This window comes from Thermogemmatispora tikiterensis (assembly GCF_003268475.1).
Lineage (GTDB): Bacteria > Chloroflexota > Ktedonobacteria > Ktedonobacterales > Ktedonobacteraceae > Thermogemmatispora > Thermogemmatispora tikiterensis.
On the sequence record NZ_MCIF01000002.1, the window covers coordinates 2494559 to 2506951 of the forward strand.

Consider the following 12393-nt stretch of genomic DNA (forward strand, 5'->3'; position numbering starts at 1 on the left):
AACAGCAAAGGAGTGAGACGAGCCTGCCTAGTCCCCGTTGGGCCTCCCGCACCGCGATGGCGAGAGCAGGGCACTGGGAGCGAGAGGCAGCTCACACAGGGACGGAGTCGGGCCGCTGTGCTGGCCCGGCTCCCACTGCTGGGAGAGGCAGGCTCATGGCTGGCGCTCTCGCGCGAGGGCCATGCTCTCTCAAGTGGCTCTATTGCACGCTATACCCGTCACTTCGAGGATCTCGGCACCCGAGGTCTCACGCAGCGATCTTCGAAAGGCTTTACTGGCCGTTGGAGGGCCACAGTGGCTGGTATCATGGCTGCACCAGAGCGGTCACTGCTGACCGTAGTAGCGGCGCAGGCGGCGCAGACCTTCTCCCTGGGTGACATCCTGCTCGCGCATATCTTCACGCACGTACCCAATAGAGTACAAGGCTTTCGTAAAGCTCACCAGAGCAATCACGAGGACCGCGAGGATGCTGAGTGCATCGGCATAGAGCCGGTCTCCTGGGCGCTGAGTATGCCTCTTTGAAGCAGCCGATGGACAGCCAGCAAGGCCACGACCAACATGGCACCCGTGCTGGTTACGGTTAGCAATTCGAGCCCAGGCGGCGCCGGGTGCAGAGACAGAGACTACTGGCAACAAGTGTAATGCGGAGAATCAGACTCAAGAGCATAGCACTTACCCCTGCAGGCGCCGCCGGTCAGCTGTGTCGGCTCTCACCAGCACACGCTGGATCAGCGTGACCAACAGGCCCGTGACTATGACCGCAATCAGTATATCGAAGAGGACACCAAATTCCATGATCAGGGGCATCCCAGAGACGATCGCAAAAGCTCCTGCAAAGAGTTCATTCTCACTGGGAAGCAGCCCTATCACCTGCATGACCATATGGTGACGGCTGGCCAGTAAGAGCAGCCCAATCAGCACCAAAGCAATGAAAATGCCAGTGGAGGCTTGTCCGGCACGGTGCCACGAGCTATCACCTTCGGTGATACGAAGAAGGCCAAGACAAAGATCAAGACACAGGATGAGCAATGAGTTGGGAACGTTGAGAGAGGGGCACGCTTCCCATTACATATGCAAACGCCTGGTGATCCGCTGGAGAATCCAGCCAATGGCACTCCATTTTACTACGATAGTGAGCGCAGCCCCAGCGTAAAGATCCGCGCTATTGGTAATATGGCCGACGACTCCTGCTCTCAATCCGAGCAGCAATGATTGAAGCAGATAGGCCCAGATAGCCTGAGAAAGAAGATGTACCGCTGTTAGCGCAGATGTACTTAGAAGGAGCAAGACCTACAGGATCTGAAGGAGCTGTGTGAATGGTACAGAGATCAGTGGCAACATCCTCACCACTGCTCTGGCTGCCATATGAGCAACCACTGGTACCATATTTCGACTCCTTGCTGGGGAATCCCCAACTCCTGAAGCATTAGATTATTCAGTGGGGCTGAAGCAATTAAAATATAAAATCTATATTTATATTAAACGATTACTATCAAGCAACAGACGAAGGCGATGAACAGAGTGAGCAGGGTGGTGTGTGCCTCTGGTGCAAGGCCCCGCGGAGCAGTCAGGACATTGAGTAGGATAGTCAGGAGCATAAAAAAGCGCAAGGCCCCTCCCCATTCCATTAGGGCCAGCTCCTGGCCTGAGTATTCAATGGTGCGGGAGCCTTCAATCACTGAGAGTCCGAAAGTGGTTGAAGGATTATCAACGGGAATGGACCCACTTTCAGCCTGGATGACGAGAAACAAGGCCATCACCAGCGGCCAACGAGTCGGGCCATACAGATGGGGAGCGGAGATGAGCGTCTGATTGACAACGAAGGGAATTGTCACCTGAGCGATCAACGCAACGCAGAAGAGCACCAGATGATAACCGGCTCAGCCACTAAGGAGACGACACGTGCTCGGATGCTCCCCATGTCACTAAAGATGCTGGATGCATCCAGGATTGCCAGAGAGGAGAAAAATGTCCCAAGCGAGAGAATAAAAACACCAGCCAGCATGTCCCTCATAAGGGCATAGAGGAGGGGATAGGCCGTCAGTATGGGAATGCGCATGGATAATGAGCGGCGTGATGAAGGTCAGAATACCCAGCGGGTCAGCTTTTCTGAGCATCCTCTTGCGATCTGGAAACCGGCAGGAAGCGAGTAGAGATCCCCCTTGTCTTCCGGCGGGTCAGGAGGGAACACGAGAGGAACAGCGCGGGAAGGGGAGGAGAACAGGACAGAAACAATCAGCGCAGGCCATGTATTGCCCCCGTGCATCAGAAGGCCGTGCAGGCAGAACAGCAAGCAGGATGGAATGAGGCATGCCAGAAAGGTGGAAGAGGAAACAGGTTCCAGGGAGGAATGTCACAGGAGGGAGGCTGTTCTAGGTCTGCAATCCTGTTGTTCCCACCCAGGACTACTGACACTCCTCATGAGCAATACTGCTTAATCGAGCAATACTGCTTGATTGAAAGCAGAACCCGGAGAACGCCTCACCGTCTGGCAGTGGACACCGACACCAGGCCAGTCCATGACGCCGGGCCGATGGTCATGAGGATGCCCAGAGAAACGAGTGGTTGCACTCGAGGGAAGGCTCGGAGAACCTGACAGAGCCTCCAGGAACCTCCACGCCAGGGGCAATGATGTGCTGCGCCGCCGAGTGCGATCTCCCAGACAGCCCCCACTGGACGGCTTCAAGCATCCCTACTTGCACTTCAGGCCGGAATCTCGAAATCTCCACGCGAGTGAGAAGCAGCAGCTCTGGAGTGACACTTATGCAGCAATCAGGACTCGCGAGGTGGGAATAAACATGCCCGACCAAGTCAAGCAGCCAGCTCCGGTGCTGGTTGCGGTATCGAGCTGGCTCTGTACTGCCCTGTTACGCACCGCTGCTCGTGTGTCCGCCACCATAACATGATGCCTAAGGAGCAACGTTTCTCCCGGACACATGGTATAGAGAGTACTGTCAGAGTGGGGTGGCATCTACAAGGGAGAAGGGAGCCAACGAATGGTGACTGCTGTTGGCAGAAACACCTCGCATACCTCTCGCTCGCTAAGAGCGAGAGGCACGTTGTGCGTTCTTAGCACTGCAGCAATCAGGTCTTTCCATAGCCCGAGATGGATGATCAGCACGATCATGTCGGCGAAGCCTGACGCGACCCGGGGGTCCACGCTGCCACCGGTGGAGATGGGTTTCACCCCACAGGAGCCTGCACATGCGTGTGCAACGCCGCCAGCGCCATCTGTGCCCTCAGCTGCCGGAAGCGACCGGCAAATAGCCTGGCTCATTTCCACCGCAGCACGCCAGGCTCACTCCGCTCCCTTAGAGCGCTGGGCAAGCGGGAGAGCCACTGCCGGATTGATCAGCGCCCTCACTCGCCGGAAGCTGGCCTCACTCGCTCGGATCACCCTGGCCTTCAGGGTACGGTAGCCAGACAAGATCTCGGCCAGTCTGATCAACGTGCCACCCTATTGCCATGTGGGCACAGCCCGAAAAGCCAAGTCCTCCTAGCAGAGGATGGTCACAGCCTCGTGCTCCAGGGCTGTATAAGAGCGGGGCCAGGGCCCTCCGCCGTCTCAGCGGTCAAGACCCCCTAGGATCGTGAGCGAACTGTTTGCTTCCCTTCTTCGCCTCGCGTCATGCTGGCCCTCCTGTGAATGGCAACCAGCGGGTCTGGACCGGCCTTCGCGAAATCTGCATGCTGTCCACTCCCCGTGAGGCAGGCGTTTGGGCTTCTCTGACTGTAAGGCTTCTGAGCGGATGAGCAGACGAAAACGCACATGCAGGGAGGCCCGCTCTCTGCTCCCCATGCCTCCCCTGATGCTGACGTGGAAACGGATCAGGCAGTGCCCTTCCCACTCAGGATGAGCACCCTATTAGCGAAAGCTAACTGACAGTTCCTTCGGTTCTTTTTTGGTGTTCCTCATCAAACACGATAGAGGAGATAATGGCTCCTCCTCTGATGGCTGAGGAAGAGAAGAGAGAACAGGTGGAGCCTGAGGATGACTTCGTCTTCCCATTCGCAATGAGGGGAGCATCAAGCGGGCAACGTGCTGAGTCGTTTGGTTAGACCAATGCTGATGAGAGGTGCTCCAAGCCCTGCGTCTCCGCAGTATTCACTGGGGGCCAGAGCAGCTGGGGTCAGGTTGGGGGCAAGATGCCTCGTTCCAGGGCAACGACCACTGCGGCAGTGCGGGAATCCACCCCCAGCTTGGTGTAAATCGTGGTCAAATAGGTTTCCACCGTGCGCGGCGTGAGACCGAGGCGGCGGGCGATTTCTTTAGTGCGTTCGCCCTGGGCGACACCCAGCAACACCTCTTTTTCCCGCTCGGTTAACACGCCCTGGCGCGGCATGCTTTGGGAGCGCTCAAGCCCGCGAGCGGCATGCGCCAGCAAGCGCTCCTTGACTTCTGGTGGCAGCACGATTTCTCCTTGTGCGGCTTGCCGGATGGCGTGTAGCAGAGCGTCGAGATCGACATCTTTGAGGAGGTAGCCGCAGGCGCCAGCTTGCAAGCCCTGAATCATCAGCTCATCCTCGTTGTAGGTCGTTAAAATCAGGATAGCGATGGTCGGCCACTGCTGGCGAATCTGCCGGATTGCCTCCAGGCCATCCATCCCTGGCATGCGCAGGTCCATCATGATCACATCGGGCTGTAATTCGCCAGCCAGGCGAATAGCCATCGCGCCATCGGCGGCTTCTCCGACCAGCACAAATTCGTCGCCGCCTTCAGCCAACATCGTGCGCACACCCCGACGAATGACCTGGTGGTCGTCCACTACGAGCAGGCGAATGGCGCTCATCAGTGCCTCTGGCTCCTCTCCAGCGCCAGCGGGCTATGGCCGCTGGCATCCAGTGGCAGGAAGAGGCGCAGGGTGGTTCCCTGCCGGGGTGCGCTTTCGATCTCCAGATGCCCACCGGCTAAGCGAGCACGTTCCCGTAGGCCCACCAACCCGAAATGCCCTACTTGCGTAAAAGCTTCGGCGGGGTCGAAGCCTCTACCGTCGTCGCCGATGGCAAGGATATAGCGGCCATCTTTGCATTGACCACTGATCGTGACCTGCTTCGCCTGGGCATGGCGGGCCACATTGCTCACCCCCTCGGTGATGACCCGCTGCACCGGCTCATAGAGGGCAGCGGGAAGCTGTTCGATGCCATCGAGGGTAACCGTACAGGCAAGGCCAGTGGCGGCGGTAAAGCGCTGCACCACGGCCTGAATTGCCTCCTGGAGATCACTCACTGATGCTGGCGTTGTGCGCAGATCAGTGATCGCACTGCGGGCTTCGGTCAGCGCTACGCGCACCTCCGCCATTGCCTGCTGGACCGCCTCCTGTGCCTGGGGGTAACGTTGATGCGTCAGGCGTGCATTGGCTGCCTGCAATTGCATCATGATGCCCGCCAGCCCCTGTACCAGCGTATCGTGCAGCTCGCGCGCCATGCGCTGGCGCTCAGCGAGTCTGGTCAGCGCTTCAATGCGTGCTGCCGCCGCGCGCAGTTGCTGGTGCGCATCCTCAAGCTGCGCGTGAGCGCGGACCTGCCAGACATACAAGATCAGATAGCCCCCGCCAAAGAGCAGCAGCGACAGAAAGACCGGCTCGCCATTGAGCAACGCAAAAACGCTTTGCCAGGAGGACACTTTTCCCCAACTTGACAGCAGCCACCAGAGCATGGTGAGCAGGAAGTAGCCTCCGCCGAGGATGGCAATGGAGCGCACCTGTTTGAGTGCCAGGAGTGCCTCTAACGCGAAGGCCAGGGACAAATTGACAACGACCAGCCCTTGCCCCGTAAGGTCCCCGATGATAAATACGAGCGCGCCCTGGATCAGAAAATAGCTCCAGCGCCAGCGCGCTGGTACGCGCTCTGAAATGGATGCCGCCAGCAAGGAAAAGCTTACAAGGGCCAGCCCTAACAAGCACACAAAAGCGAGCGGCAGTGTGCTGCCAGGGTGCGCGGGCCTAGCTGCCAGCTTTTGCGCGCAGCTAGGCGCTGGAACGGGACACCCTGGTTGGATCAACCAGAGGGTCCCCAGCGTCCACAGGTCGATCAGACCGACCCATACTAATAAAAAGCCTCGCAGCAGCGAGCGGGGGAGCACGCTGCTCTGAGCATCATCAGGACCAGGCATCGCCCTCTTCCTCTGTCTTGGTTGCCTTGCTTCTTTCAGTCTCAGCATACCACCAGGCACAAGCGCTGTCTATCGGGAAATCCCTATCGGGAAATTACGAGGGGGATTTCCACGAGCCATTGGCTGGGGTTTCCACGATGGCAAACGCTGCCACACCAGCTAGACTCTCACCAGAACCATCTTGTCATGGTGCGTACTTGTCATGGTGCGTACATGAAGGAGTCGTGCTGATGATACCCCTTTCTGATCTTCCAGCAGTCCTGGTGGAGGCTGTCGGGATACGCAAAACCTATGTCTCCGGTGCGCTCCGCGTAGAGGCGCTGACTGGCGTCAGCCTTCAGATTTGGCGCGGCGAAGTGGTCGCCATTATGGGACCAAGCGGCTGTGGTAAGACCACCTTGCTTAACTGCTTGAGTGGCCTGGACAGCATTACGGCTGGCTCGATCAAGATTGCCGGACAAGAACTACATCACCTGTCTGATCGCAAGCTTACAGCCTTTCGCGCCCGCGCGATGGGCTTTATCTTCCAGACGTACAACCTGTTGCCGGTGCTGAACGCCGTCGAGAACGTCGAATTACCGCTGCTGGTGAGCGGCGTTCGCCCCAAAGAGGCGCGGCGCCGTGCCCTGGCGTGTATCGAGCAGGTTGGGCTGGCGGCCTGGGCGAAGCATCGCCCGGCGGAGATGAGCGGCGGCCAGCAGCAGCGCATCGCCATCGCGCGCGCCCTGGCAACGCAGCCCGCCATTGTCTGGGCCGATGAGCCAACTGGCGCGCTGGACAGCCAGACCAGCGAGGACATTCTTGCCCTGATGCTGCGTCTGAATCGAGAGCTTGGCCTGACCTTCGTCTGGGTGACACACGCGCCCGATGTGGCCCGGCACGCGCAACGACTCATCACTATGCGCGACGGCCAGATTGTTGAGGATCATCTGCTGGCAGGGACGCAGCTTCCTGCAGCGCAGCGTGCCGGGCCACGTGGACTGGTCGAATAACCACGAAGGAGGTATGTGATGCTCACCAATTTGGAACCGCCTACCCTGACACTCGTCGTGGGGACCAGCGCCACCCTGCTCCTGTTGGTAGGACTGGGGATACGGACACCCCTGTTGCTGCGGATGGGACTGCGCAATAGCCTCCGCCGACCCGGTTTGACCGTGATCAGGCTTTCGGGCCTCATCCTGGCTGCTATCTTTCTGACCACTTCTTTTGTGCTTCAAGACAGCTTCAACGCCTCTGAGGAAGCCAGCCGCCTGGTGAAGCTGGGTCTGGTCGATGAGTCCATCAGCGGCACCTGGACCCAGAGCCAATTTACAGACTTGCTGAGCCGCACACAGCAGACCCCTGGCGTTCAGCGCGCCACGGGTATCCTGATTCAGCCTGCCGCTGTTGCTGATGACATCGCGGCGGGCGATGCATTTGTCTACGCCGTCCCGCCGTCCTTCGACGCGGTGTACGGCCCACTCACCGACATCACCGGGCATCCGCTCTCCTTCACCGCGCTCGGACCAGATGAGGTCTTGCTCAGCCAGGCCAGCGCAGCGCTGCTGGATGCCCACCCAGGCGATCATATTCAGGTGACAACGGACGAAGGCACGCTGCGGCTCGCGGTGCGCGGCATTCTGGCGCACGATCTGGCGGTGACGACGGGGGAAGTGACCTTTGATGACGCACTCAACGAGGTGGTGATGCCACTCGCTACGCTCCAGACAACAGCAGCGCAGCTTGGGCATCCGCCGCTGGTGCCCAACGTGATCTGCGTCAGGAATCAGGCCCAGGAGGTTGACGCGCACAGCCAGCCGGTCGTGCAGGAGCTGCAACACATCGTTGGCGTGGCGCCTATCAATCCCGATACACATGGCAGCACGCACTTTCCCACCGATTTTGGCATCGTACAGCTGCACCCCTTAACGCTGCTGGTTGTCTCCTTTACTAGCTTTCCACCGATTAATAATAAAGGAGAATTGACGGCTTCTCCCGCCGCGCGCCAATTCTTTACCCTGTTGCCCGCCTTTACCGGGCTGCTGATCAGCGCGAGTATGCTATTGCTGGTCTTGCTCTGCTTGCTGCTGGCACTGGAACGCCGCGCGGAGTTGGGTCTGAGCCGCGCTCTTGGCTTGCAGCGAAGCCAGCTTCTCCAGACGCTGCTGCTCGAAGGCGGGTGCTATGGGCTGATCGCTGCCAGCGCGGGCGTTGCGCTGGGCATCGGAGCCACCGCGCTGGAATTGATGGCCCTGGGACGCCTGCACCCGCAGGGCAATTCGGTTCCCCTGCACCTGGCGGTGCAGGCGCCCACCGTGATGCAGGTCTGGTGTTTGAGCCTGCTGGGCATTTTCCTCGTAATCCTGGCGGCGGCCATCTGGATGAGCCATCTGAACATCGTGGTCGCCATCCGCAACCTCGACGCGCCGCAAGCCCCACTACCAGCGTTTGGCGCCATCTTCCAGATGCTGGCACGCACGCTGCGCCCGTGCAAGGATGGACAAGCAGCACCAACAGGGACAGAAGCCACGCCGCGCACCCGCGTCCTCCTGGGGCAACTGCTGTGGGGACTGGTGGTGCGGGGTCCGGCTTGCCTCGCCCTCGGCGCGCTGCTGTGGATGCAGCAGGGCCCCTATGGAACCGTGGATAATGGGCTGCATGTCTGTGGAGCAGCGCTGCTCATTGGCGGAACCGGGCTGCTCGTGATCTGGCTCATGACACTGACCCGTTTCCCTCGCGTGCTGGCACAGCGCATCGGCTTCACCCTGATGGGGATTGGCTGGATACTCGCCGGGTTACAGATGGGGAATACCCTCTTCCTGAGTGCCTTTGCTCCCACCAGCGGTGCTGCCGGATTGCCATTTCTTCAGCCACCATCGCTGCTCGAAAGTTTCGGGATGCTACTGATGCCGCTGACAGGCGCAGTGGTCATCGTCATGGGCAATCTGGACCTGCTGATGGCTGCCCTGACCTGGCTGCTGCTCCGTATCCGGCCCCTGGCTCCGATTGCGCGCATCAGTCTGGTCTACCCGCTCACCTCGCGCTTCCGCACCACCACGATGGTGACGCTGCTCAGCCTGATTACCTTTCTCATCATGCTCACAGTGCTGACCAATTCGACGACTATTCAGCAGGGGCAGATTCAAACGATTACCGGCGATTTCCACCTGGAAGTGGCGCTCACCCAGGACCAGGAGGCACGTCTGGGGCAGGCGGTGTACGAGACTCCCACCACCCTGTCGCGTGATATTGCGGCAGTGGCGCGGTTCCAGTCGCTCTATAACCCGAACAGCCGTTCCCTGCAACCGATACGCTTTCAGCTTCCGGGGCATCCCACCTATCCCCCTGTACCCGCACCCTATGTAGTGGATGACACCTTTCTAACGCTGACCACCATGCCTCTGGCGGCGCGCGCCGAGGGCTATACCACCGACCGGCAGGTGTGGAATGCCGTGCGTGATCACGTGGGCTATGCGGTCTTGCGGTACAGTGGAGGGCTGGGACTGCCCACGACCAACGGCTTTACGCCCTTCGTGGCAGAGATGCCCACCAGCAGCGATGCCCACGCGCCCTACTATGCGGTCACGGTGATTGGCATCGAACCCAGCACCACTTATTGGCCCTCGTTCCTGCTCTCGACGAGGACTGCTGCGGCTATGGTCGGCCAGCCCTATCAGCGCTATTTCGCTTACTACCTGCGCCTCCAGCCTGGTGTCAGCGTGGCGCAAGCCAGCCTGGATCTCGGGCGGGCACTGCATTTAGGGCGATTTAGCGTTGCCATCACCTCCCTGGTACCCGACACCCTCGACACCTTTACCGCCAATCTGACGCTGTTCTTAACAGGCTACCTGGCGCTGGGGCTGCTCTTTGGCGCGTTTGCCATCGGCGTGATCGCCAGTCGTGCCGTCACCGAGCGACGTCAGCAGATCGGCATGATGCGCGCGCTTGGCTTCTCACGGGCGCTGGTGCGGCTCGCCTTCTTGCTGGAAACGGGCTTTCTCATCCTCGTCAGCCTGCTGGTCGGAAGCCTGCTCGCGTGGTGGCTGGTCTCCTCGATGGCTCGCCAGTTCGCGCAGGCGCTGACCGTTCCCGTGCTCCCGGTTGCCGCGCTGCTGCTGGGCAGCTTTATCGTCGTCGTGCTCTGCACACTGGCGCCCGCGCAGCGCGCGGCACGGATTCCTCCGGCTGAGGCGCTGCGCTATGAATAACATTGGTCACGCTCTGCGATCCTCACACAGATGAAAGGTGATTGTATGTTTTGCCAGCATCGTCTGTCCTGGTCTTTACGTTGCGTCGTCACAGGCATGAGTCTGTGCTTGTTGTTCGTCAGCCTGGGCGCACTGCTGGTGGGCTGCCAGGCAGGATCATCCGCACCCGGCGCAGTTGCTACCAGCACGCCAGCCAAAGGCAGCGGCAGCTTACCGGGGGATGGTGATCCCCAGATCTATTGGGATACGATCAAGCAGCAGGTGGCCCAGGGATTACATCGCTCTGTCGCTGAGCTAACGGCACTCTGGGGTGCGACTCCTGGCGGTGGTCAGAAAGGCAGCAATCCTCCGGCAGCAGTGACCATCTCGGATGTCGCCACGCAAGAAGGCTTGACGCGGGACCAGTTAACCTCGCTGGAACTCAATGCGATTCAGACCGCTTGTACTCAACTGGTTCACCAGGGGGCGCTGACCCAGGCTCAGGCTGATGCGCGGATGCAGGAGATACGCGGTTGGAGCCTTTCCGATCTGGATGGGTACATCATGTATGCGTTTAATGCTCATTGAGGGCATGGCGTGTTGATCGGGGGTGGGACGCGTCAGAGAGCATGTGATGGCGCATCTCCCCCACATCCTTCACCAGGAGTCCGGTATGCCTGATCCCACCGATACCATCCTCGCGTACCTGCGCCAAGTCGGCCTCGGACTCGACCCGGATTTTTGGCGGGAGGTCGTCCGGGTCATGAGCGCCTTGCTCATGGAGTTCGAGGTCAAACAAAAGATCGGGGCTGATCGCTATGAGCGCACCGAGGAGCGAACCACCTACCGCAATGGCTATCGAGATCGTACCTGGCAAACGCGGATGGGCGAGATTCCGCTCAAGATTCTCAAGTTACAAGAAGGGAGCTATTTCCCCAGCCTGCTGGAGCCGCGCCGACAAGCGGAGCAGGCGTTGCTGTCTGTCATCCAGAAAGCCTACATTCAGGGGGTCAGTACGCGCCGGGTGGATGAACTGGTCAAAGCACTGGGCTTGACCGGCATCGACAAAAGCGCGGTGGCACGGGTCAGCCAGCACCTGGATGAAGTGGTGCATCAATTTCGGGAGCGGAAGTTGGAAACGCCTCATCCCTACGTCTGGCTCGATGCGCTCTACCTCAAAGTGTGCCAAAATCATCGGATTGTCAGCTAGGTGGTCGTGATCGCCATCGGGGTCAAAGAAACAGGAGAGCAGGAAATCTTGGGATTTGATATCGGGGCCAGCGAGGAACATGCCTTTTGGCTCGCGTTTCTGCCAGTCTGGTAGAGCGCGGCTTGCGCGGTGTACAACTGGTGATCAGCGATGCCCATACGGGCCTCAAAGCCGCCATTGGAGCCGTGTTGCAAGGAGCGAGCTGGCAACGATGCCAAGTCCATTGCTTACGCAACCTGCTCGCGCATGTCCCACAAGGGGACAAGGCGATGGTCGCCGCAGCCGTGCGCACGCTCTTTGCGCAGCCCAACCGGCAAGCCGCTGGACAGCAACGCCAGGAAGTGGTCAAAGCCTTGGAAGGTCGCTGGCCGAAGGCTGCACATGTGCTGCTGGAGGCTGAGGAGGATGTGTTGGCATATATGGCCTTTCCCCAGGATCACTGGAGCCGGTTATATTCCACCAATCCACTGGAACGATTAAACCGTGCAGTCAAGCGCCGAACCGACATCGTCGGAGTATTTCCTGATCGCGAATCGGTTCTTCGCCTGGTGGGGTCGGTGTTGCTGGAAATCGATGATGAATGGCAGATCGAGCGGCGCTACTTTAGCCAGGAGTCGATGCGCAAGCTAAACGAACCATCCTCGGAAATACCCGCTTCTCATGGACCGTTGCGGCTCGGGCCGATTCGCTGATGTCATCGCCTCACCCCCGTCAGTGTGGTTCGCTGGCTTCTTTTCCCAGATCCCCTGATATGAATACGTTCCCTACGTTCATCTTCATGAAATGCCCTCAGATCAGTTGCTCTTACCTCCATGTCCTCCTGCGAGCCTGACCTGATAAAGGGAATTACCTGGCTTGCTTTGTTCAAAGTCCACCAGATCATGAGACATGATCTGAGAATTTCG

General features: G+C 59.3%; 8 protein-coding genes and 1 pseudogene. 4 read left to right on the top strand and 5 right to left on the bottom strand.

The genetic code is table 11. The features are described 5' to 3' along the window. Positions 1-324 precede the first annotated feature (324 nt). From A4R35_RS25285 to A4R35_RS10140, 5 genes are all read right to left on the bottom strand, one after another. Entirely contained in the window at positions 325-453 is a 129-nt protein-coding gene (locus A4R35_RS25285) for a hypothetical protein (protein WP_189361618.1), read from the bottom strand. A 219-nt stretch (positions 454-672) separates the two neighbouring features. Further along, complete coding sequence (locus A4R35_RS10125; protein ID WP_112428984.1) at positions 673-1029, bottom strand: hypothetical protein; 357 nt, start codon at positions 1027-1029, stop codon at positions 673-675. Positions 1030-1478: 449 nt separating this feature from the next. Then, positions 1479-1865: a hypothetical protein gene (locus A4R35_RS10130; protein ID WP_112428986.1), complete on the bottom strand. Its 387-nt coding sequence runs from the start codon at positions 1863-1865 to the stop codon at positions 1479-1481. A gap of 2265 nt (positions 1866-4130) precedes the next feature. Continuing rightward, positions 4131-4790: a response regulator gene (locus A4R35_RS10135; protein ID WP_112428988.1), complete on the bottom strand. Its 660-nt coding sequence runs from the start codon at positions 4788-4790 to the stop codon at positions 4131-4133. After that, positions 4790-6112, bottom strand: a complete 1323-nt coding sequence (locus A4R35_RS10140; protein WP_189361620.1) for a sensor histidine kinase — start codon at positions 6110-6112, stop codon at positions 4790-4792. The genes A4R35_RS10135 and A4R35_RS10140 overlap by 1 nt, the downstream gene beginning before the upstream one ends. A gap of 230 nt (positions 6113-6342) precedes the next feature. Here A4R35_RS10140 and A4R35_RS10145 point away from each other — a divergent pair, with 230 nt between their 5' ends. The 4 genes and pseudogenes from A4R35_RS10145 (at position 6343) to A4R35_RS10160 (ending at position 12180) form a co-directional block, all read left to right on the top strand. Beyond that, positions 6343-7104, top strand: coding sequence for an ABC transporter ATP-binding protein (locus tag A4R35_RS10145; RefSeq protein WP_112428993.1), 762 nt, complete (start codon positions 6343-6345; stop codon positions 7102-7104). A gap of 18 nt (positions 7105-7122) precedes the next feature. Continuing rightward, a complete protein-coding gene (locus A4R35_RS10150) occupies positions 7123-10299 on the top strand; it encodes an ABC transporter permease (protein ID WP_112428995.1) in 3177 nt (1058 codons plus the stop codon). A 108-nt stretch (positions 10300-10407) separates the two neighbouring features. Further along, positions 10408-10866, top strand: a complete 459-nt coding sequence (locus tag A4R35_RS10155; RefSeq protein ID WP_146747170.1) for a hypothetical protein — start codon at positions 10408-10410, stop codon at positions 10864-10866. 85 nt (positions 10867-10951) lie between these two features. Beyond that, a pseudogene (locus A4R35_RS10160) lies at positions 10952-12180 on the top strand (IS256 family transposase). Positions 12181-12393: the final 213 nt, after the last annotated feature.